A 22119-nucleotide genomic window follows, 5' to 3' on the forward strand; every position below is an offset into this window, starting at 1 on the left:
GGACCAGAAGCTGTGATTTGCCTTCTATGAGGGCGGATGACTCGAAATGAGAGTGCGGCCATGAAAGACCAGAAATCGGACAAGCGGGAAGAGAGCCCTTGGGTCGTGCTAGCGCGGTATTCGGAAATAGGCTTCATGATTCCGGCTGCGGTGATCGTGGGCTACCTGATGGGACTTGCCGCGGACCACTTCCTGCACACCCATTGGCTCTACCTAGCGGGCATCATCCTGGGCGCGATATCCGGGTTCGTGTCGATGATTCGGAGAGCGTTACGCGCAGGTGCCGAAGATGAAAAGAAGGACGGCTCAAGTGACCGACGCTGACGCCCAGGATCCAAAGCAGCCAGCGACGGGAATACCGGAAGAGCCCGCCGAATTGGCACCGGAAGACTGGCAGCAATCTCCGGAGCGAGGTTGGGGCGAGGCTTCCGCGCCTGAGATGGCGGCATTTGGCCTGACGGTTCGGCGGGTAGAACGGATGATCCTGGTTGCGGGTGCAATCTGTACAGTGGCTGTGGCGTGGCCGCTAGGCTGGGCTTTTGCCGTGGGCATGATAGTTGGGACGCTGCTAGGATGGATCAACTTCCGCTGGCTCGCTTCATCAGTAAACGCAATCGGCGAGAGGATCGTGAAGATCAAGTCGAACGAACGCGGCGGAGGCATTGTGGCCCGTGGCGTAGGCCGTATCTTCTTGATAGCAGTGTTCGCGTATGTTATCTTTACGTGTTCTGTTCGCGGCCTGGTGGGGTTCCTGACAGGGTTGGCAATGCCTGTCGTGGCTATGATGTGCGAGGCCGTTTACGAATTTGTCGCCAATGCTCGGCGACCATCCTGATTGGGGTAATACAAGACATCCAATGCACCAGCTGCCCTTTACTGCAATACTGAATCATCTGCTTGCCGGTCCTGTCACCGCGCTGCTCAATGCGCTGGGGATCCATCCTGCCCATCCTTCGGCCCCGATCCCGGATCACGTTGCGATGCAGATCCTGGTGTTCCTCATTCTGCTGGTCTTCTTCCTCGTAGTTCGCGCCAGCCTTTCGGTGGAAAAACCAAATACTCTGCAGCACGTGATGGAGTCGGTTTACAACTTCATGGACGCGCAGAGCGAAGAGATCATTGGGCACGACAACAAGCGTTATCTTTCGTACCTGATCACGCTGGGACTGTTCATCCTTCTGTGCAACCTCATTGGGTTGATTCCTTTCTTCGAAACCCCGACGGGCGTGCCTGTGGTGCCGCTCGGATGCGCGATTGTGACGTGGGTCTTCTACCAGTTTCATGGACTGCGCGCGAATGGCCCAGGATACATCAAGCACTTCATTGGTCCCGTGTGGTGGCTGGCTCCGCTGATGTTTGTAATCGAAGTCTGCAGCCATCTGGCGCGCATGATGTCGCTTACCATCCGTCTTTTTGCCAATATGTTTGCGGGCGACATGGTGACGCTGGTGTTTTTCTCGCTGGTGCCGATTGGTTTGCCGGTCATCTTCCTTGGACTGCACTTCGGCGTTTCGCTGATCCAGACATTCATTTTCGTGCTGCTCGCAATGGTTTATCTGGGCGAAGCAACGGCGCACGAACACTAAACAGAGTTGCAGTAATCAGCCTGAGTTTCTGGCTGAATGAGTTTTGTTGTACGCCGCAAGCGTGAGGGCCTCCCATTGCGCGGATCGTCAACCACCCACTGGCGGCGAATTCTGAAGGAGCAAACACAATGAGCAAGAAGCTGTTCGTACTGTTTTCCGTTTTGGCTGTCATGATACTGGCGACCCCGGTTTTTGCACAGGGTGAACCCGCTGCCGCCGCCGGCGCCGCTGGCGTCAACTGGGTCGCACTCACCTCCGGCTTCGCTATGGCGATCGCCGCCGGCTTGGCCGCCCTTGGCCAGGGCCGTATCGCCGCCGCTGCCTGCGAAGGCATGGCCCGCAATCCAGCTGCTCGCGCCGGTATCCAGCTTGCAATGATTCTCGGTCTGGCGTTCGTCGAATCCCTCGTGCTGTTCACCCTGGTTGTGGTGTTCGCGAAGGTCGTTCGCTAACAGCTTCAAACCTCTAGCATGCCCCCGCTGCGGCGGGGGCTTTTGCATGAAATTTGACATCTCGCCGCGCGAAAGTCGTGCAACAGGTACAAGCCGATAGGGCATCCGTTCCGCAATGAATCGGGTGAGGCTGGTTTCGACATCTCTGCAGCGGTGGTGCAGAATTCATGGTTGCCGAGGGGTGGAGGGAAGGCGAGTGCTGATCCTTCTGCTTGCGGTTTTCGTTAGCGCCTTCGCTTACCCACAGGAGTTGAAAAGTACGATTCCGGCGCAGCTCTGGAGCCGCGACGTTGTCCAAACGGTCGAGGCGAAGCTGACTGAGCGCTTCTGGGAGAGCCGGGAGCAGAGTGGAATCGCGTTTCTGGATGACGACAGATTGATTGTTCACCACGTGGACGTGGATCTTAGGCAGCTCTCGTTCCGCATATCACCCGACATCTCAAGCCCGTATCGACTCCGGGGGTTAGTGCTTGAGGTGGAGGACGGGAGCGTGTTCAGTACCCATGAGTGGGGTACGCGAGCTACGGGCTCAGCCATCCTGGTACACGACGGCGGGGTCATCGTGCGCACGGGAGATTCTGTCAGGCTACTCACGAAAGAGATGCGCGAGCTGAAGAGACTGCCTCTGCCAATCCCTCCCATTCGCAACGAAGAGCGAGAGGCTCATGAATGGGATATACAGGTATCGGCAAGCCAGCGTTCGGTGCTGTTTAACAACTATCACCTTGATTACGATCACAACGAAAATCTTGGGCAATACAGTGTCGTCGAAACTCAGAAGTTTCGCTTGAGGGATGCATGGAATGATGAGCCATCGTTGCGTAATGTGCCATATTCGTTTTCGGATGGGGCTATTGCATACGTAAAGCCAGAGCACCATCACGATCGCGTGTTTGTAACAGAGATTGGAAGCGGGAAGTGGCGGCTTATGTGGGAACGTCCGGGCCGCAGCTGCTACTCACCTGATGTGTTCACGATGATAGCTGATGATGCCTTCGTCTATGTTTGCAACGACTTCTCGTATGTGTCCGGCGGTCGGGTGGTTATGAAAGATCACTTTCCTTCCTCGGAAGGAGCAGTGAAGTCAAAATGCTCGGTATCAAAGACTGGAAGATATCTGGCAATCTCGCTGCAGAGATATAGACTTGCCGATTCTCGCCTGACGAAGCTCACGTTGATCATCTACGATCTCGCACAGAAGAGAAGGTCGCACACGCTTGCAATCTCTCCACTGCCTCATTACTCGTACGACTTTGCGTTGTCGCCTGATGGCTCGAAGCTGGCGATTCTGAACGATGAAAATGTGTCGGTTTATCAGGTGGGGCGGTCGGTTGAGAAGATTGAGGCAGAGGCCGACATTCCATAGAGGTGTAAAGAAAAGCCCCGGATGTCCGGGGCTTCTGTGTCTATCTCAGACTCGTGATCAGTGGCTGGCGAGAATAGTCGGTGCGCTCTGCGTGTAATGCAGAATCACATTGGGAAGTACTCCGAGCCAGAGTGTAGCGATCAGGCTAATGGCAATCGCCATCCCAACCCCGAAGCGAACCTTGGGAGCGGGCGTGTCGGTTCGTGGCTCGAACATATACATGCGCACGATAAGACGCAGGTAGTAGTACGATCCCATACCGCTATTGGCCACGCCGATGATTGTGAGCCACACCAGGTGAGTTCTAAGCGCGGCGCTGAAAACATAAAATTTGGCGAAGAATCCGCCGGTAATCGGGATACCAATGAGCGAAAGCAGGAAGAACGTGAGAGCTGCTGCGAGCAACGGCGATCGCTTGCCAAGTCCTGAGTAGTCGTCGATGAGTGAAAAGCGTTCTCCGCTCCCAGCCATCTGAGTGATGACGGCGAAGGCTCCTACGTTCATCGCAGCGTAAGCGGCGGAGTAAAACATCGCGGCCGAGATGCCCAGTTCACGATTGCTCGCCGAGGCGAATGCAACCATCAGGTATCCTGCGTGCGCGATGGAGGAATAGGCCAGCATGCGTTTGACGTTGCTCTGGAGTATGGCTCCGAGGTTGCCGACACACATCGACAGTACCGCCGCGATCCAGATTACCCAGAACCAGTGGGGCGATGCGGTGTCGATCACCAGCCGAATGAGCACGGCAAAAGCAGCAGCTTTGGGTGCCGTGGACATGAAGGCCACGACGGGCGAGGGGGCGCCCTCGTAAACATCGGGCGTCCAGATGTGGAACGGAGCGCAGGCCACCTTGAATCCGAGGCCCGTAAAGATGAGCGCCACAGCGACATAGGCCAGAGGCTCGATCCGGGGGGCTCCGTTCAGTGCGTTGGCAATATTGAAGACGTTCGTAGAGCCTGTTGCGCCGTACAGCAGCGCAACTCCATAAAGGAAGAATGCCGTCGCAAAGGATCCGAGCAGAAAGTATTTCAGCGAGCTCTCGGTGCTCTCGGCAGCATGACGCCGGAAGCCCGCAAGGATGTAGCTCGAGATGGATGAGATTTCCAGGGCGATAAAGATCAGTACGAGTTCCACTCCCGAGGACATGAGGCACATGCCCACAGCTCCGAGAAGAATCAACGCGTAGTATTCGCCGTGATCGATCCTCTGGAAGGGCAGGTAGTCGAGCGACATCAGAATGGTAGAGAGTGCGATCAGCAGGACGATCAGATGAAAGAAGACGCTGAAGTGATCGACGCGCAGCATCTGGTTGAATCCGTAGCCTGCGAACTGTGGCTGTGCCTGGTAGACCGTTGCGGCGATGGCTGCGATTACGCCTAGTCCGGAAAACACTCCCAACCCTTTTCGGCTGCGACCCGGGGGCAACAAGGCCTCGACAAACATGACGATCATGCCCCAGACAGACAGGACGATCTCAGGAAGAATTCGAATGTAGTCAGTAGCTGATGGCATGGCTATTTGAGCACCGTATAGGACGTCGTTACTGTTTGCGCAGCGGCCGGAACAGTCTGGTTTTGCATTGCCAAAATTCCGGCTACGGAGCGATCGATTGAGTTCATCCAGAAGTTAGGGAAGACACCCATGAGCAGCGCGAGTACGGCGAGAGGCCACAGAATGCTTCGCTCGCGCGTATCAATGTCGGGCAAGGTCTCGTTTACAGGAACAGTGACCGTGCCGTAGAACGTGCGTTGATAAAGCCAGAGCATGTAGAACGCACTCCAGATTACGCCTGTGGCTGCGATGATTCCGTAGATTGCTTTTGCCTGGAAGGCTCCACTCAGGATCAGGAATTCGCCGATGAACCCGTTCATCAGAGGTAATCCGATGGACGATAGAGTGATGAGCAGGAACAGTGTGGCATACACCGGCATTGGAGTCGCGAGGCCGCCGTATTCCTTGATCTCATAGGTGTGTCGCCGGTCGTAAACCATACCAAGCAACAGGAAGAGCGCGCCGGTGGAGATGCCATGGTTCAACATCTGGTAAACGGCGCCGTCCATACCAGTCTGGGTAAAGCTGTAGAGGCCGAGTACCACAAATCCAAGGTGGCTGACGGAGGAATAGGCCACCAGCTTTTTCATGTTTGGCTGGACGAGTGCGACGAGAGCGCCATAGACAATGCCAATGATGGCCAGCGTGATAATCCACGGCGCGTTGCGGTGAGCCTCGGCAGGGAACAGGCCAATGTTGAATCTCAAAAGGCCGTACGTTCCCATCTTCAGCAGCACTCCAGCGAGCAAGACCGAGCCAGCAGTTGGTGCCTCGACGTGAGCGTCAGGCAGCCACGTGTGCAGCGGAAAGAGCGGCACCTTGACGGCGAAGGCAACGAAGAATCCCAAGAAGAGCCAGAGCGCGGTGTGCCCAGGCAGCGCGATTGCCCCGGTTGCGAGCAGATGCTGAATCTCGCTGAAGTCGAACGTGCCCGACTGCGCATAGAGCCAGATGATCGAGGCGAGCATGAAGACGGATGCGATCATCGTGTAAAGGAAGAACTTCACAGCGGCATACACTCGGCGACCGTGTCCGTAGATACCGATGATGAGTGCCATCGGAATCAGCGTGGCTTCCCAGAAGAAGTAGAACAGGAAGAGGTCGAGAGCGATGAAGACGCCGATCATGGCTGTTTCGAGCAGCAGCAGCAGAATGAAGAATTCCTTCACGCGCTCATGGATCGATTTCCACGAAGCCAGTACGCAGAATGGCACGAGGAATGTAGTTAGTATGACGAGCCAGAGGGAAACGCCATCAATGCCGATGTGGTAACGAATGTTCGGGCTGGTGATCCAGCTCAGGTTCAGCTCGTAGGCAAAGCTGCCGGAGTTGGTGGGGGCGACCTCGCGATAGTGCGCGGGCAAGTGCAGTGATACCAGCAACGTGATGATGGATATGGCCAGGGCAAACCAGCGAATATCGCGATCGCGACGCGGCAGGAACGCTATCAGCAGCGCTCCGAGCGCAGGCAGGAACGTCGTCAGTGTGAGAATCCAAGGGTTGAGTGTCGATACGTTCATCGGGTTCCCATCCAGACCATGTAGGCAACTACCGCTGCTGCTCCGGCTGCAACCCATCCGGCATAGCTGCGAATTAGGCCGGATTGTTGTTGGCGAACAACCTGTGAGACGTCGCGAGCGGCGACCGCACTCTCATTCACAGATCCGTCAATGACTTTCTGGTCGAGAGATTGCCAGAGCACCACTCTCGAGAGAGCAACCAGTGGGCCAATGATCACTGCGCCATAGAGTTCGTCGATCCAGTACTTGTTGAGCACAAGGCGGTATAAGCCTCCCACACTGGCTGCGATCCTCTCTGGCACTTCCGGCCGTTTGACATAAAGGAACCAGGCCAATGCAAGACCAGCGAGCCCGACCAACACAGAGGTGACCATCAGAATGTGCTCGGTAGTCTTGCTCTCGCCGGCGGCACCTTCTCCTTCGCTGACTGGAGTAGCGGTTGCCTCGCCATTTTGCACGACGTGCTGTTCGGCCGTGACCTTCTGGATGGCTGGTGCCAGGAAGTGCTCGAAGCGGTTGCCAATTCCGACCCATCCACCCACGATAGAAAGCACAGCAAGAATCACGAGCGGACCAAGCATCATCCACGGTGATTCGTGAGGCGCATGGTGATGATCAGAGTGGTTTGCGGCGTGAGCTGCATGAGCATTATCGGCGTGATCGCCGCGATACTCTCCAAAGAAGGTGAGGAAGACGAGCCGGAACATGTAGAAGCTGGTCATGAACGCGGTGACGATGCCAACGGCCCAGAATATCTTGCTACCGTGCGGACTGCTGAATGCCTGCCAAAGGATCTCATCCTTGGAGAAGAATCCAGCGAAAGGCGGAATGCCAGCGATTGCAATGGTCGCAATCAGCATGGTCCAGAAGGTCCAAGGCATGTACTTTCGAAGGCCGCCCATCTTGCGCATGTCCTGTTCGCCACCGATGCCGTGAATGACCGATCCCGCAGCGAGGAAGAGTAGCGCCTTGAAGAAGGCGTGCGTCATCAGGTGGAAGACGGCGGCAGAGTAGGCCGCCACTCCGGCAGCCATGAACATGTATCCCAACTGTGACACTGTCGAGTAGGCGAGCACGCGCTTGATGTCTGTCTGCGTGATTCCGATTGTCGCAGCGAAGAAGCTGGTCAGAGTGCCAATGATTGCAACCGCGAGCAACGCGATAGGAGCGCGGCTGAAGATGGCGTTAGAGCGGCACACCATGTAGACGCCTGCCGTGACCATCGTAGCGGCATGAATCAGCGCGGATACCGGCGTTGGGCCTTCCATGGCGTCCGGCAGCCAAACGTAAAGCGGGATTTGAGCGCTCTTGCCGCATGCGCCCACCAGCATCAGAAGGCCAATTGCTGTGAGAACTCCGGCCGTGGCTTCAGTCGGAAAATGCGAGACGATGTCGAACACGGTCGCATAGCGCAGGGTTCCGAAATGCTGAATGAGCAGAAAGAGCGCAATCAGGAATCCGAAGTCGCCAACGCGGTTGGTGATGAATGCTTTCTTGCCCGCGTTCGCTGCCGAGTCGCGCAGGAAGAAGAAGCCGATCAGCAGGTAGGACGCAAGCCCCACGCCTTCCCAGCCCACGAACATCAGAAGGTAGTTGTTGGCAAGCACCAAGGTCAGCATAAAGAACATGAAGAGATTCAGGTAGGTGAAGAAGCGGTAGTAACCGCCTTCATGCTCCATGTATGCGACCGAGTACACGTGAATCAGGAAGCCAACGCCGGTCACGACCAGCATCATCACCGTCGAGAGATGGTCGATGTAGATACCGTAATCAACGGAGAAATTGCCAGCCCGAATCCATGTGCCGAACGTGCTCTCGATCGCATCGACTCCGGAGTGCAGGAGCACATAGGCATGCGCGCACGCAATGAGGAACGATGCTCCGGTGAAGAGCAGTGCGATGGTCGCGACCATGGACTTGGTGAAACGCTTACCGATAAGTCCATTGATCAGCGCGCCCGCCAAGGGCAGAAACGGGATGAGCCAAGGTTGCCAGAAGGGCAGATTCAATGAGGTCATAGTTTCAGCAGGTTCACCCGATCGACGTTGAGAGTCTCACGCGTGCGATAGACAGCGATGATGATAGCCAGACCCACTGCAGCTTCGGCAGCGGCAACGACCATGACAAAGAAAACAAAGATGTGCCCGTCCAGGGTTCCGAGGCGCGTCGCAAAGGCGATGAACGATAGGTTCACGCCATTGAGCATCAGCTCGATCGACATGAAGAGCGTGATGATGTTGCGCTTAATCAGGAATCCGGTTACACCGCACGCAAAAAGAAACGCGCTCAGCAGCAGGTACCAGGAGATGGGAATCTCGTTCATGAGTTACTCCTACGGGCGAGAACGACGGCGCCCATGATTGCGATGAGAACGAGAATGCTGGTGACTTCAAAAGCGAGCAGGTATTTGGTGAAGAGCATCATGCCTACCTGATCGGCAGGGCCATAAAGCTTGCCTATAGGAATACCTTTTTCCTGCGGACTATGTTGTAGCAAAACCCAGATGCCAATGATGCCACCCGCGAACAATCCCGGAATACCAAAGAGTTTCGCCACCTCGCTACCCTTCGAGGATTCTTCGGCCCCTGCGTTGAGAAGCATGATGACGAAGATGTAGAGCACCATGATGGCGCCCGCATAAATGATCACCTGCACGACGGCGACAAACTCGGCACCGAGCAGCAAATAAATCAGCGCAAGCGATCCCATCACGACGATGAGCGACAGTGCGCTGTTGATGGTCTTGCGCTGGATCAGAAGATTGATCGCCCCACCAGCACAGAACGCTGCGAACAATATGAAGAGAAAAAGATGCATTAAGCAGTTTCCATTCCGGCCATCATGCCCGCATTGCCACGATAAATGCTGTGACAACCACGTTTGCGAGCGCCAGCGGGAAAAGGAACTTCCAGCCGAAGGCCATCAACTGGTCATAGCGGAAACGCGGCAGCGTGCCGCGAATCCAGATGTATAGGAACAGGAAAAAGAAAATCTTGAGCGAAAACCAGATCAACGGCAGAAATGCCTGTATGAATCCCGGCAGGAACGGCAGCGGCGGTCCGCTCCATCCTCCAAGGAACATGACCGAGGCGATGCAGGCTACTGTCACCATATTCGCGTATTCGGCCATGAAGAACATGGCAAATTTCATGGCGCTGTACTCAGTGTGATATCCCGCGACCAGTTCGGTTTCCGCTTCCGGCAGATCGAAGGGAATGCGATTCGTTTCGGCGAACGCCGCCATGATGTACACGAAGAAGGCAACGATCTGGCCCTTGAAGATGAACCATTGGGGGATGAATCCGAACCAAGTGCCGAGTTGCGCGTGCACTATGCCGTTGAGACTAAGGGTGCTCGACATTAGAAGCACGCCTACCAGAGAGAGGCCGAGCGAAACTTCGTAGCTTACCATCTGGGCGGAAGCACGCAGGGAGCCTAGCAGGGAATATTTGCTGTTCGATGACCAGCCGGCAAGTGCGATTCCGTACACACCGAGCGACGTGATTCCAAGTATGATCAGGAGTCCTACATTGATGTCGCTGGGCTGTCCTGAAGCATCGACAACGCCTGTAATCTGTACCGGCGTGCTGATGCCGAACAGATGAATAACGGGACCGATGGGCACGATGGCGATCGAGGTAAGAGCCATGATCAGCGCGAGCCCCGGCGCGAGAAGATAGATGTTCTTCTCGACGTAGGGCGGCGTCAGGTCTTCCTTAAGCAGGAACTTGATGCCATCAGCAAGCGGTTGCAACAGTCCGAAGGGGCCCACGCGTTGAGGTCCCCAGCGATTCTGCATATGCCCCACAACCTTGCGCTCGAGCCACACCGTATAGGCAACAACGGTAAGCAGAACGCCAAGAGTGATGGCGATTTTGATGACCGCGACAATTAAGAATGTCAAAGCGCTCATGAAAGAATCAATCCCCAGCCTTCGAGAAGGGCTACTCTCGCTTCTACCCGGCAGAAACTTACAAGGCTCCGGCCCGAAGGCAGGAGGAAAGAAGATCAGTCAGCCCCGATGGTTTCGATCGCCTTATGATGATTCTCGACGACCGAGTTGAGCGTTTGCGAATAACGACCCAGCGTGCCGGAGATGAAAAGTGTGTCTCCGGAGGGGACGATCAGTTCTGGATGACTCGGTATGGCAGCAGGCTCGATATGAACCAACTCGGTTTTCTGCGGATTGCCGGCGAGAAGCTCGAGCCGGGAAATGCAGTAGCCTGGGAACAGTTGTGCGATTTCATCGAGAGTGATCGTGGGATCGAGTGGCGACGTGCGCGATGCGAGCCCACGGGATTCGGTGAACACAGCGTTTCGGTCAGCCTCGCCGGATTGGGCGCCGCGACTCTGGCCGGCGTCGGCAAGCGTGTAGCCCCGGAAGGGAACAAGCTTGTCGATCTCTGCACCCATCTTCTCTGCGAGCCGGACGACGATCTCGAAGTCAGACTTCACTCCGTGAACATCAGCTGCTTTTCTCAACCGCTGCAGGTCCCCGCATGTGTTGGTGAAGGTGCCTGCTTTCTCGTATGCAAAAGCCGCCGGCAGGAACACGTCTGCGTGCTTCGCGGTTTCCGTCAGGAACATATCCTGTACAACGAGGAAGGGCCGCGAGAAAGCTTCTTCGTTCTCATAGCGTGCCGCTGGATTTGATCCGACGACCCACAAAGCACGAAGCTCGCCTGCAACGGCCGCGTCGAGCATCTGCGGAAGAGTAAGGCCGGGCGCGGTTGAAACCTCAGATGCCCATCCCAATGCTGCGCGAGAACTGCCTGCGACAGAGTGATATCCGGGGAGCAGGTCAGGGTAGAGGCCCATGTCAGCAGCGCCCCGAGAGTTTGCGTAATCGCCGAGGCAGATGAAGCTCGCCCCTTTCGGCGCGGCATAGGCTACGAGAGCATCGATGGCTTCACCGCGCAGTTCAGGACCGAATGCTATGACAAGATTGTTCGCGCTATTCAGCGCCTCGCGCAGCTTTCCGAGAGACTCACCAGAGACGCCGACCTCATTGGCGGCCGAGTCATTGCCGGTGAGATACGAAACGAAGTAGTCCTCCGAACCGGGCGCGATCCTGGCGAACTGTGCAGCCTGACGTGTCAGTTTGATCTCGCTCGAGTTCACCACGTAAAGACGCGAGTTGCGCAGACGCACCGCGCTGCGGATCTGCCATGCCAGTAGTGGATGCTGTTCCGTAGGATCGCTGCCGATCAGCAGGATTAAACCCGCGGTGCCGACGTCGCTCATCGAGGCGGTTCTGGCACGATTGGCAGCAATCGCCCTTGCGAACGAGGGGAAATCGGCGGTGCGGTGATGGTCGATGTTGTTGGTGCGCAGCACCGTGCGCGCGAACTTTTGCAGAAGATAATTCTCTTCGTTCGTGGTGCGGTTGGAGCCAATCACGCCGATTGCCTGGGGTCCGGTCGCGAGCAATGTCTCCTGGAACCGCTTGGCGATCACCTCCACGGCTTCGCTCCACGTGGCGGCCACAAAATGCCCATCGCGCTTGATGAGCGGAGTTGTGACTCGTTCGGGGCTCTTCGCGAAATCGTACGCATAGCGCCCCTTGATGCAGAGGAAATCATCGTTAATTCCGCTGCGGTCACGGTTGTCACAACGCACAATCTCTGAACCGCTTTCCGAGCGGCGCACGCCAACAGTCGTAAGGCATCCATCGCCACAGTGATTACAGACCGTGCCTACGTGGGTCATTTCCCACGGGCGTGTCTTGTATCTGTACGCTCCGCTGGTGAGTGCGCCGACAGGGCAGATATCGATGCACATACCGCATTCTTCGCAATTGAGCGAATCGCCTTGATTCGGAGCGATCACCGAACCTTGCCCGCGATTCTGAACGCCCAGCGCCCACACGTCCATGCCCTCACCGCACACGCGAACGCAGCGGTAGCACATGATGCATCGAGGACGGTCGTAGAAGACGACAGGCGACCACTGCTGCTCGTCGCGATGACTCTTGATGTCGATGAACTTGGATTCGCCTGCACCGTACTTGAATGTCATGTCCTGCAATTCGCACTCGCCGCCCGCGTCGCATACAGGGCAATCGAGGGGGTGATTTGCAAGCAGGAGTTCGAGCATGGATTTACGGGCCTGGACGACCTTTTCCGACTCCGTCTGCACAACCATGCCTTCAGCCACGGGAGTCGTGCAAGCCGTCTGCATCTTGGGCATCTTCTCGATTTCCACCAGGCACATACGGCATGCGCCCTGGAGCGAGAGGCCGGGGTAGTAACAGAATGCGGGAATCTCAATGCCATAGGGCTTGACGGCCTCTATAAGCAGAGTACCTTTGGGTGCCGTGATCGTCTTACCGTTCACGGTGAGCGTTACGGTTTGCGTCGCGTTTTGTGTAGCGTCGGCCATTGACTCTCTTCGCGTATTCTCTAGTGACTGAGAACAGGTAATGCGTTTTGGACATCGTGCTGCCCGTATGGGCAAGGACGTCCGTCCAGATGCGCTTCAAATTCCTCGCGGAACTTCTTAACGAATCCAATGATGGGCATGGCGGCAGCATCACCGAGTGGACAGAAGGTGCGTCCCAGCATGTTTTCGGCAAGATACCGCATGTTATCGATATCTTTCTCTACTCCTGCTCCGGCATGGAAACGCTTCAGGCTCTTGGAAAGCCAGTCCGTTCCTTCGCGGCAGGGAATGCACCACCCGCAGCTCTCGTGGCGATAGAACTGAATCGTGCGGAGCGCGAACTTAACAATGCAGGTGTGATCGTCAATCACCACAATTCCACCCGATCCCAGGAACGTTCCGGCCTTCATCATCGAATCGAAATCGAGACTGAGATCTATCTCGTTCGCTGTAAGGCAGGGAACGGACGACCCGCCGGGGACAACGGCTTTCAGTGCGTGTCCATTGGCAATTCCGCCGCCGACCTCGTAGATCGCTTTGCGCAAATTGTAGCCAAGGGGAAGCTCGTACACTCCTGGGCGCTCGACGTGTCCGCTAAGACAGAAGAGTCGGGTACCACCATTACGATCTACGCCAACCTCGGCGTATTGCTTCCCACCCATCAGAATGATGTGCGGAACGCTGGCAAGGGTTTCGGCATTGTTGATGACCGTAGGACCTCCCCAGAGCCCAACAACAGCAGGGAACGGTGGGCGAATGCGAGGAACGCCTCGCTTGCCTTCGAGCGATTCCATCAAGGCGGACTCTTCACCCACTTCGTATGCTCCAGCGCCGCCGTGCCAATAGACGTTCAGGTCGTAGCCAGATCCGAAGATGTTTTTGCCGCAGAAGCCACGTGCGTATGCATCGGCAATGGCCTTTTGCATGATCTCGAGCAGATACCGGTACTCGCCCCGGATGTAGATGTAGGCATCGTGCGCGCCCACGGCAATCGCGGCGATCATTGCACCCTCGATAACGGCGTGAGGATCGTGCTCGAAGATAAGGCGGTCCTTGCAGGTGCCGGGTTCGCTTTCGTCGCCATTGCACAGTACGTACTTTGGCTTAGCGCTTTCCTTGGGGACGAAGGACCATTTCATGCCCGTGGGAAAGCCTGCACCACCTCGGCCGCGCAAGTTGCTGGCCTTCATCTCATTGATGATGCCATCGGCGCCGAGTTCCAGAGCTTTCTGTACGGCTTTATAGCCGTCGAGTTCAAGATAGCGGTCGATATTGGCCGCTCCTTGGCCAAATCGGCGGCTCACAATTTTGACTTCGTCGGGATGGGAGACCAGGGTTGCCATATTTAGTGTTGGGCCGCCTTCTGCCGGTACTCGTCAAGAATCTGGTCGATTTTGTCTGGAGTGAGGTTCTCGTGAAACGCATAGTTCACCTGCATTGCAGGCGCCCAGGAGCACGCTCCAATGCATTCGACCTCTTCGACCGAAAACACGCCATCAGGTGTGATGCCCTTGTTGACCTTCACTCCAAGCTTTTCGCGAACATGCTCCAGCATCTCTTCTCCACCGCGGAGCAAGCAACAGATGTTGGTGCAGACTTGCACATTGTATTTGCCGCTCGGCTTAGTGCGTAGCATCGAGTAGTAGCTGATGACATTGCGAACTTCAAGCGGCGTGATCTCAAGCCGATGTGCGATCTCTTCGATTGCTTCGTCAGTGAGATACCCAAGTTCGTCTTGTATGTAGAGCAGAAACGGAACCAACAGTGAGCGCTTGACCGGATAATGCGTGAGCATATCGGAGTAGCGCGCTTCGAGTTGTTCGCTGAATTTCATGTGCCTCTCGAACCAGAGTTGCTGATGAAAAATATCTACCAATTCAAATTGAGGAGCGCCGCTCAAAGCAACTGCAATCAGGGTTCAAAGATCTCGTGGATCATCCACTCGGCCAATCCCGCAGGGTCGGCGCACTCGGATGGAAGACCGTCGGGTTGGAATCCGCCATCGAGAGTATTCGTCAGAGTAGCCTCAAGCGGTATCGAACCGGCCACCTTGGCTACGTGGATGAAGATAGCTCCAGGGAGCGCCGACGAAACCGCGGACGCTGTCTTGTAGCCATTCGTGATTTCCACGTCTTCACCCTTGGGAGTCACATTGATGTTGAAACGAAAATCCCTTGCCGTCTCTTTGTTGAACTCCTCAGCTTTTTGCTGAAGCAGATCAATCAAGTCGAGAGCGTACTCGCTCTGGCCTTCGCCCCTGTGGCGTATTTCGCGTGCGAACTGGATTCCCCAACGATCCAAGTCTTTCTCCGATATAGGTACTAGCGGTCTACGTCGCCGAGCACAATGTCGATGCTTCCGATAGCTGCTACTACGTCGGCAAGCAAGTTGTGCTCGCACATCACTCCGATAGCGTTCAGGTTGGCAAATGAAGGGCTGCGCATGTGGACGCGATAGGGTTTCGCCGTTCCGTCACTCACGACGTAGTAGCCCATCTCTCCACGCGGCGACTCCACTCCCTGGTAAACCTCGCCTTCGGGTACAACGAATCCTTCGGTAACGATCTTGAAGTGATGGATCAGAGACTCCATCTGTGTCTTCATTTTCTCGCGATCGGGTAACACGATTTTCGGAGCATCGGACTTGATAGGACCATCAGGCAGATTGGCGATTGCCTGTTTTACCATGCTGATCGATTCGCGCAGCTCGCCCATACGAACCTGGTAACGGGCGTACACATCTCCGGCGGTTTCCACCGGCACCTTGAACTCGAGCTGGTCGTAACCTGCGTAAGGCATGTCGCGACGAAGGTCCCAATCGATACCGCTGCCGCGAGCCGTGGGGCCGGTAAGCATGAGTTCGATGGCATCCTGCTTCGTGATCAGTGCAACTCCCTTGGTGCGACCTATCCAGATTGGATTATTGGTCAGCAGATCGGAGTATTGCTCGATGCGATCCGGGAAGTACGAAGCGAAATTCTTGATGTAATCGAGAAAGCCAAGCGGCAGATCCATCGACAAACCACCCACTCGGAAGTAGGAGGTCATCATGCGCTGACCTGCAACCATCTCGAACATCTTCAGAATCTCTTCACGCTCGCGGAAACAATAGAGGAAGACCGTCATGGCGCCGATGTCCATGGCGTGAGTGCCGAGCCAGACCAAGTGCGAGTTGATGCGCGTCAACTCATTCAGCATCAAGCGAATCCACATCGCCCGCGGCGGAATCTCCAACCCGAGAAGCTTTTCTATGGCCAACACGTAAGCGAGATTGTTGGTCATCGGGCAGAGGTAATCGATGCGGTCGGTCATTGGGATGACCTGCTGATAGAACTTCGCCTCGCAGGTCTTCTCGATTCCCGTGTGCAAGTAGCCAATATCCGGCTTGATCCTGAGTATGGTTTCACCATCGATTTCGAGCAGAAGTCGCAGCACGCCGTGGGTGGACGGGTGCTGTGGCCCCATGTTGATAACCATGGTGCGATCGCCGGACTGCGTAGTCTCAACGACAGGTTCGGAGCGGAACTGGTCAATGGAGGACATTATCTGTACCCCTCGACCGGATAATCCTTACGCAGAGGGTGACCCTCCCAGTCATCCGGCATCATGATTCGGCGCAGGTCGGGATGCCCCTGGAAACGAATGCCAAACAAGTCAAAAATCTCTCTCTCAAACGGGGCTGCACCTGCCCAGAGTCCTGTAACGGACTCGATGTAAGGATCAGCGCCGTTCACCTTCACCTTCACTCGAATGCGCTCGCGGCGAGCATAGGAGAGAAGGGAGTAAACCACCTCGAAACGCGGCTCTGATGGGAACCAGTCCACGGCGGTAACATCCGCCAGTACGTTGAACTGAGTAGTGCCGGAACTCCTTAGCACTTTCAAAACGTTGATAAGGTCAAAAGATTCCACCCAGAGAGTCAGTTCATCGCGATCAAACTTTGCTGCCTGTAAAGCTTTGGGCAGTTCAGAAAGGAGGCATGCGACGGCTGGACGGTCTTTCAGTTGTTCCATGTCGGTAATGGCAGGTTTGAGGGCCATGTTGTTTTAGAGCGCCTCGTCGCGGGAAGGCTTATTCCAGTCGAGAACGCCTTTTTTCCATACATAGACGAATCCGACAAGAACGATCAGGATGTAGGTCATCATTTCCCAGAAGCCAAACATCTTCAACACTTTCAACAGGATGGCCCATGGGTAGAGGAACACGGCCTCCACGTCGAACAGAATGAAAAGCATAGCGACGAGATAAAACTTTACGCTAAACCGCTGGCGAACGTCGCCCACGGGCTCCATGCCGCATTCGTATGGCGACATCTTGCTCTTGTTCGCCTTGTGCTGACCAATCAGGTACGACAGGGTCACGATGGCCGCAGCCAGTACGCATGCCAGAGTGAAGTGGATCAGCAGAGGAAGATATCGAGCGAAATAGTTGTCTGTCATTCTGTTAGGAGTCCACCACCCACATATGGTGAACGGGCAAGTATAGTTTTTGCATTTTAGAAGTGTCAAGCCATCAGCCCTGTCCTGATGGAGCTTCCGTGAAGTCGTAACAAACAGAGCACATTCAAACCAAAGTAATGTTGTGAACTCAGTTGCAGTACTAGACAATTTGCATGTCAAGTAGAGTACGTGTCCTTTAGTCACTGCGGCGAACGCACAACGGGAAAATCCTGAAAATTATGATCTTCGGCTTCAATACCGATATCCGGGTAAGCGAGACGGTGTACCACGTGCAAACCGAGCTGCGCGGGCAGGAGCATCGGTTGGAGTCGCAGGTTTTCGTGAGTGGACGCTGCATTGGCAAGCGTTCCTCGCCGCTGCCGCCCGACATTGCAGAGTCCACCGTACAGCTCATGGCTCGCGAGCAGCATCGCTGGGTCGTCGAAGCCGTGCGCGAGGGCTTCGTAGACGACATTCTTCACGACTCCCCGGAAGAACTGATCGTCCAGTTTCTCGGCTCGAGAAGATTGACAGGGGACGATGTGCTGCTGAGATTCCGGGTGCTCTCCGGAGGATTCGTGGCCGCTTCGGCACAGGTTGCCGCCCGTTGGAGAACGCAATCCGGTTCCGGAGAACTTGAAGATACTTCAACGAACGAGGCTGGAGTGGCCGAGATGCGACTGTGCCTGGTGGATGCGATCGCAGAACTAGAGGTCAGAGCTCGGTTCGAGAACCGGGAAACCGTTCGCCGCTTCCTGATTAAATCCGCAAGATCCTGATTCTTTACCGCCGTACAATTGACGTATGAGAACTGGAACTATACTGGTGCTGGCTTTGGCCGGGGCGATGGTGTGCGCCGGAACAGCCGTGTCGCAGCAGGGAGCGCCGGGGCAACTTGATGGCCCAATGACGGAGAATCCGCAGTACAAGCAGAAAACCAAGCCGCAGAAGCTTCCGGAAAACAAAACTCCTCCCCGCAGTGACGATGAAAGCAGCAGCGAACAGACGCGAGTCGATCTTTCACCACCAAAGGAAGACACGCTAGCTCATCCCGGCAGCGGAAATGGCACCGACGACGTAATGGAAATGCACGAGTGGAACCCTATGCGTGCGATGAAGGACGTCGAGGTTGGAGATTATTATTTCAAGTCTGCGAACTATAAGGCTGCCCTGAGCCGATACCGTGATGCGTTGAAATTCAAGCCCCACGACGCGGTCGCCACCTTCAAGCTGGCGCAGACTCTGGAGAAGGTGAGGCAGTACGAGGAAGCGAAAGTTCGCTACGCCGAATACCTGGCGATTCTCAAGGACGGCCCAAGCGCCGGAGAAGCTAAGAAGGCGCTTGAGCGACTCAAAAACCAGCAGTGAGGTCTTATTTCTCTACTCGCACGAACTGGCCGCTAGTCGCATCCACTGCGACGTTCAACTTGGCTTCGTACGCACTCGATCCGTAAACCACGTGCCAGAGCAGTTCGTTTTTCTGAGCATCAAAGTCCAGGGTGTAAAACACGGGAAGGTTGGGATCGGCAGCCGTTAGCTTCTCTCCGCCGTGCTTCTGCGCAACTTTGAAAGCCTCATCCGAATCGATCTTTAGAAACTGCGTGTCGAAGATGTGACTCGTCGTGTTAGCGGGATTGTACGTGTCGTCGGAACCATGGGAAACGCCGCGTTCGGGGGCGTCCGGCCCAGCGAGTCCACTCCAACTGAAAGTCTTGCTCAATTTCTTCGAGGGAGAAGCAAAATCAGCGCGCCACAGCCCACTTTTACCTTCCATGGCCGGCGATCCCTTTGTATAGCGTGACTCCATGCGATAAGGTTTTACGTCTCCAGCTACGGCATGTGCAGCGACATAGAGCTTCTGGAAGGCCTCGCGTCCGGTCAGGAACTCAGCAGGGGCTTCGGTCTTATGAGCTTTGGGCGGAGCACTGTTACAGGCACTGAGCGCGAGGGTGGCGGTGAGCAAAGTACTCCAAAAAAAGGTAAGCTTTCTATTCATTATGGAAGCAGTTCCTGTCAGTTATGAGGAATTGAGCACACCTAATTGATTCGACACCGGGTGATTGTGGAATGGATGCATGGCTGTCACGATTGCGAGCGGAAATCGAGGAAAATACCTCGGGTTTGAGCGAACCTGATTGGTGCCGTGCTCCGGAAGGACGCTGGAACAGCGCGCAAATACTGGAACACTTGGGGCGCAGTTACGGCACGACGGCGAAGATGCTTGAGCTTTCAATGCAGACGAATGGGCCTGCGCAAGTTCGGGCAGCGAGCATGAGGGAAGTCTTCGCTCGAACGATCGTGGTGCGAATTGGTTTCATGCCGCCTGGCAGGAAGTCACCCGCCATAGTTCTGCCCACTGGCGAACCCGGCCCGGTCGCTCTGAGGAGAGCGCTCACCAATTTGGAAAGGATGGACGTTGCGATTTCGGCTGCGGAGAAACAGTGGGGAAGTGATGGCCCGATCGCGATGCATCCGGTTCTCGGCCCCTTAACTGCATTGCAATGGCGAAAATTTCACTACCTGCACGGGCATCATCACATCAAGCAGGTGCGCGCGCGTGCGGGCAGGAAAATCGCCCATGGAGCCGCAGTTAATCAGTAGCGTGCGGAACTCCTGCGTGGCGCGCCTCTTCCTTTGTGTCTTCCAGGTCCTGTGTCAGCTTAGTGATCAGATTGCGTTGTTCTTCGATCTGCTCACTGAACGCGCGCTGTTCCTCTTCGTAACGAACGGCGCTTTGCGATGCACCCGAGGTCCTTTGATACTGGTAGGAATTATCGAGTTGCTGGTTCTGAAGCTTTGAAAGCTGAGCGTGCGCGGTATCGATCTGTTTACGAATGTCTGCGAGTTTGCTCAAGTACTGCTGATTGATTTCTTCGCTGTGCTTCTGACGTTCAGCCTCTTCTTTATCGAGCTTCGATTCCGCTTCGCCTGTCGGTTTCGATTTTCCGCCCGCATCCGCAGTGCCTGGCGCGGCAGTGTTCTCTTTTCCGGTTTCAGTTGCGGCCTTTGCTTTTTCCGATGGCTGATTCTCCGCCCCTGAGTCGGTTGGTTCAGAAGTCGCTTTTGCCGGCTGCTGATTCGTCGCGATGTCTTCGTTCGTGATGACCCGGGGATGACTTGCGTTTCGCGAGCGTTCAGCGCGGGAGGCACGCGCCACGTCGCCCAGAGACTGGCCAAACGCTATTGAGGAAGCAAACATCAGCAGAGCACCAATACATAGCCAATGACGTCTCATACCAATTCCACCTTTGAACGTTGTGCTCTGTATTGTAGCTCCTGCCGCAGACGTCTCGCAGAAGCTTCTGGTCCCTGCTAATTACGGAAGTTCACAACCAGATCATCCATTCATGGAGAACAATGAAAGGTAGCCTCGAATTAGCTGATGGCCGTAGAACCACGCGAGAATCGACATTGTGCAGAGAAACACTCCGAATGGAATCTCAACACAGCGCATTGCGGTCTGCGCCGCCTCCCACGCGCGCGAGGTAGCGCGATCTCCTAGTAGGGAGCGGTATCGGGAAAGCCGTTTGCGGAAGACTGTCAGGAGTACAAAAATCCCATAAAGCCCACCGAGCAGTGACGCCGTGCACATTACAAACAGCGTCAGTATAGGGCCGAGAAATGCGCCTGCCATTGCCATCAGTTTGACATCGCCAAAACCGATTCCCTCGACATTCCGCAGCTTGAGGTAGAGCCACCCAATCGTGTAAAGGACACCAGCACCGATTGCAGCGCCGATGAGTGCATTCAGCAGTGATCGCAATCCGATCTGGAAATCGAACCCGGAGCTGCTATGAAATGGCGCAGGGAAGAGGTAAAACGCCGGACCTGGTACCAGAGAAAAGAAGCTGAAGATAATGGCGATGGCGAAGCCGGGCAGGGTCATTGCGTCCGGCAGAAGGTGAGTCTCGGCATCGGTAAAGGTCAATCCCAGAAAAAGAAAGCAGAGCACACAGCCCTTTAGAGCTGTAATTGAGAAACCGGCCTGAATGAATGTGAGCAGAAACAGCAGGCCGCAAATCAGCTCGACAATGGCATAGCGGGGAGTGATACGCACATGACACTTGCGGCAGCGCCCGCCGAGTATCAACCAACTTACGACGGGGATGTTGTCGTACGCGGCGATGGGAGTTTGGCAACGTGGGCACGCTGATCGTGGCGAGACTACGGACAGGCCGCGTGGGAGTCTATAGATACAAACATTAAGGAAGCTGCCGAATATCAGGCCGAACAGCAGGAATCCGGCTCCCAGGATCCAATCAGGATTCACGCATAAGTCTCGCTTATCAGGTTTAAGCTTGATTATATGGGAGCAGGCTGGGAACTCGGGAGTTACGAAAGAGGGGCGCGTTCCAACCAAACAGGGTCGACTCAAGCAGCGCGAAGCATTCCGGGACGAACGATGCTGCCAGGAAATATTCCTGCATTGGTCGGGACGGGTGGAAACTCGCCGATCCAGTTCAGTTTCGATCGGTTGACGAGCCGAAGCTGCGGGTGTCCGTCACCGTCACGGATCAGGTAGCCCGAGCACTCATCTTTGCGCCGACGCCTCCAGTCGGTGAGGGCTGTTATGGTCTCCGGGCCCAGTTCTTCGCCGGGGAGCAGCAGCAATATCCAGTTGTGAAAAGCGTCCATTGCGTACGCACCAAGGGTCACTCCCGGAATCTGCGTCTTTCCGCGAGCTCGGTATCGCCAGCAGAGGCGCTGAACATCAGGATCGCCGTTGTGAATGACTAGGACGTCCGAGGCGATCCGAGCTGTGCGGAGTGTGGCCGCCAGGTGCTCCGTTTCGAATGCCGGGATGAACACGGTGAACTTAGGCATT

Annotated in this window: 25 protein-coding genes; 8 read left to right on the forward strand and 17 right to left on the reverse strand. The window is 55.6% G+C overall.

Translation table 11 applies throughout. The features are described 5' to 3' along the window. Nucleotides 1-60 precede the first annotated feature (60 nt). The 5 genes from AC6IY8_RS05640 to AC6IY8_RS05660 all read left to right on the forward strand — a co-directional run bounded on the left by AC6IY8_RS05640 (nt 61) and on the right by AC6IY8_RS05660 (nt 3404). Nucleotides 61-324: an AtpZ/AtpI family protein gene (locus AC6IY8_RS05640; RefSeq protein ID WP_497777743.1), complete on the forward strand. Its 264-nt coding sequence runs from the start codon at nt 61-63 to the stop codon at nt 322-324. Beyond that, entirely contained in the window at nt 311-835 is a 525-nt protein-coding gene (locus AC6IY8_RS05645; protein ID WP_497777744.1) for an ATP synthase subunit I, read from the forward strand. Before AC6IY8_RS05640 ends, AC6IY8_RS05645 begins: the two co-directional genes overlap by 14 nt. A 22-nt stretch (nt 836-857) precedes the next feature. Further along, nucleotides 858-1586: a F0F1 ATP synthase subunit A gene (atpB, locus tag AC6IY8_RS05650; protein WP_497777745.1), complete on the forward strand. Its 729-nt coding sequence runs from the start codon at nt 858-860 to the stop codon at nt 1584-1586. 128 nt (nt 1587-1714) lie between these two features. Next, nucleotides 1715-2038 carry an ATP synthase F0 subunit C gene (locus tag AC6IY8_RS05655; RefSeq protein ID WP_497777746.1) on the forward strand — a complete coding sequence of 108 codons (324 nt, stop codon included), beginning with the start codon at nt 1715-1717 and terminating at the stop codon, nt 2036-2038. Between the two features lie 196 nt (nt 2039-2234). Beyond that, nucleotides 2235-3404 carry a YncE family protein gene (locus AC6IY8_RS05660; RefSeq protein ID WP_497777747.1) on the forward strand — a complete coding sequence of 390 codons (1170 nt, stop codon included), beginning with the start codon at nt 2235-2237 and terminating at the stop codon, nt 3402-3404. Nucleotides 3405-3461: 57 nt separating this feature from the next. Here the strand turns inward: AC6IY8_RS05660 and AC6IY8_RS05665 are convergent, their stop codons facing one another. The 13 genes from AC6IY8_RS05665 to AC6IY8_RS05725 form a co-directional block, all read right to left on the reverse strand. Further along, nucleotides 3462-4916, reverse strand: a complete 1455-nt coding sequence (locus tag AC6IY8_RS05665) for an NADH-quinone oxidoreductase subunit N (protein ID WP_497777748.1) — start codon at nt 4914-4916, stop codon at nt 3462-3464. A gap of 2 nt (nt 4917-4918) precedes the next feature. Continuing rightward, a complete protein-coding gene (locus AC6IY8_RS05670) occupies nt 4919-6475 on the reverse strand; it encodes an NADH-quinone oxidoreductase subunit M (protein WP_497777749.1) in 1557 nt (518 codons plus the stop codon). Next, complete coding sequence (gene nuoL, locus AC6IY8_RS05675; protein ID WP_497777750.1) at nt 6472-8493, reverse strand: NADH-quinone oxidoreductase subunit L; 2022 nt, start codon at nt 8491-8493, stop codon at nt 6472-6474. Before nuoL ends, AC6IY8_RS05670 begins: the two co-directional genes overlap by 4 nt. Beyond that, nucleotides 8490-8798 carry an NADH-quinone oxidoreductase subunit NuoK gene (gene nuoK / locus AC6IY8_RS05680; RefSeq protein WP_497777751.1) on the reverse strand — a complete coding sequence of 103 codons (309 nt, stop codon included), beginning with the start codon at nt 8796-8798 and terminating at the stop codon, nt 8490-8492. Before nuoK ends, nuoL begins: the two co-directional genes overlap by 4 nt. Continuing rightward, complete coding sequence (locus tag AC6IY8_RS05685; RefSeq protein WP_497777752.1) at nt 8795-9292, reverse strand: NADH-quinone oxidoreductase subunit J family protein; 498 nt, start codon at nt 9290-9292, stop codon at nt 8795-8797. The genes nuoK and AC6IY8_RS05685 overlap by 4 nt, the downstream gene beginning before the upstream one ends. A gap of 22 nt (nt 9293-9314) precedes the next feature. Beyond that, nucleotides 9315-10388 (reverse strand): NADH-quinone oxidoreductase subunit NuoH, encoded by a 1074-nt coding sequence (gene nuoH, locus AC6IY8_RS05690; RefSeq protein WP_497777753.1) that lies wholly within the window; start codon nt 10386-10388, stop codon nt 9315-9317. A 95-nt stretch (nt 10389-10483) separates the two neighbouring features. Continuing rightward, entirely contained in the window at nt 10484-12856 is a 2373-nt protein-coding gene (nuoG, locus tag AC6IY8_RS05695; protein ID WP_497777755.1) for an NADH-quinone oxidoreductase subunit NuoG, read from the reverse strand. A gap of 20 nt (nt 12857-12876) precedes the next feature. Continuing rightward, nucleotides 12877-14199, reverse strand: a complete 1323-nt coding sequence (gene nuoF / locus AC6IY8_RS05700; protein ID WP_497777757.1) for an NADH-quinone oxidoreductase subunit NuoF — start codon at nt 14197-14199, stop codon at nt 12877-12879. Nucleotides 14200-14201: 2 nt separating this feature from the next. Beyond that, nucleotides 14202-14690: an NADH-quinone oxidoreductase subunit NuoE family protein gene (locus tag AC6IY8_RS05705; protein WP_497777758.1), complete on the reverse strand. Its 489-nt coding sequence runs from the start codon at nt 14688-14690 to the stop codon at nt 14202-14204. A 77-nt stretch (nt 14691-14767) separates the two neighbouring features. Then, nucleotides 14768-15157: a hypothetical protein gene (locus tag AC6IY8_RS05710; protein WP_497777759.1), complete on the reverse strand. Its 390-nt coding sequence runs from the start codon at nt 15155-15157 to the stop codon at nt 14768-14770. A gap of 20 nt (nt 15158-15177) precedes the next feature. Further along, entirely contained in the window at nt 15178-16398 is a 1221-nt protein-coding gene (nuoD, locus tag AC6IY8_RS05715) for an NADH dehydrogenase (quinone) subunit D (protein WP_497777761.1), read from the reverse strand. Beyond that, the gene (locus AC6IY8_RS05720; RefSeq protein ID WP_497777762.1) at nt 16398-16895 is read right to left on the reverse strand and encodes an NADH-quinone oxidoreductase subunit C; all 498 of its coding nucleotides are present in this window, start codon (nt 16893-16895) and stop codon (nt 16398-16400) included. The genes nuoD and AC6IY8_RS05720 overlap by 1 nt, the downstream gene beginning before the upstream one ends. 6 nt (nt 16896-16901) lie before the next feature. Continuing rightward, the gene (locus tag AC6IY8_RS05725) at nt 16902-17294 is read right to left on the reverse strand and encodes an NADH-quinone oxidoreductase subunit A (RefSeq protein WP_497777763.1); all 393 of its coding nucleotides are present in this window, start codon (nt 17292-17294) and stop codon (nt 16902-16904) included. Nucleotides 17295-17533: 239 nt separating this feature from the next. On the opposite strand from AC6IY8_RS05725, the gene AC6IY8_RS05730 reads away from it, so the two are divergent. Together AC6IY8_RS05730 and AC6IY8_RS05735 are read left to right on the forward strand one after the other, a co-directional pair. Beyond that, nucleotides 17534-18073, forward strand: a complete 540-nt coding sequence (locus tag AC6IY8_RS05730; RefSeq protein ID WP_497777764.1) for a hypothetical protein — start codon at nt 17534-17536, stop codon at nt 18071-18073. Between the two features lie 25 nt (nt 18074-18098). Beyond that, a complete protein-coding gene (locus tag AC6IY8_RS05735; RefSeq protein WP_497777765.1) occupies nt 18099-18662 on the forward strand; it encodes a tetratricopeptide repeat protein in 564 nt (187 codons plus the stop codon). Between the two features lie 4 nt (nt 18663-18666). On the opposite strand, the gene AC6IY8_RS05740 is transcribed toward AC6IY8_RS05735, so the two are convergent. Next, nucleotides 18667-19290: a hypothetical protein gene (locus tag AC6IY8_RS05740; protein WP_497777767.1), complete on the reverse strand. Its 624-nt coding sequence runs from the start codon at nt 19288-19290 to the stop codon at nt 18667-18669. 71 nt (nt 19291-19361) lie between these two features. Between AC6IY8_RS05740 and AC6IY8_RS05745 the strand changes: the two genes are divergently transcribed. Then, nucleotides 19362-19895, forward strand: coding sequence for a DUF1569 domain-containing protein (locus tag AC6IY8_RS05745; RefSeq protein ID WP_497777768.1), 534 nt, complete (start codon nt 19362-19364; stop codon nt 19893-19895). Here the strand turns inward: AC6IY8_RS05745 and AC6IY8_RS05750 are convergent. The 3 genes from AC6IY8_RS05750 to AC6IY8_RS05760 all read right to left on the reverse strand — a co-directional run bounded on the left by AC6IY8_RS05750 (nt 19885) and on the right by AC6IY8_RS05760 (nt 22118). Continuing rightward, nucleotides 19885-20529 (reverse strand): hypothetical protein, encoded by a 645-nt coding sequence (locus AC6IY8_RS05750; RefSeq protein ID WP_497777769.1) that lies wholly within the window; start codon nt 20527-20529, stop codon nt 19885-19887. The two genes, AC6IY8_RS05745 and AC6IY8_RS05750, sit on opposite strands and share 11 nt — an antisense overlap. Before the next feature lie 102 nt (nt 20530-20631). Next, a complete protein-coding gene (locus AC6IY8_RS05755; protein ID WP_497777770.1) occupies nt 20632-21564 on the reverse strand; it encodes a prepilin peptidase in 933 nt (310 codons plus the stop codon). 101 nt (nt 21565-21665) lie between these two features. After that, a complete protein-coding gene (locus AC6IY8_RS05760) occupies nt 21666-22118 on the reverse strand; it encodes a hypothetical protein (protein ID WP_497777771.1) in 453 nt (150 codons plus the stop codon). Nucleotide 22119: the final 1 nt, after the last annotated feature.

The sequence above is a fragment of the Koromonas soli genome (assembly GCF_059726265.1).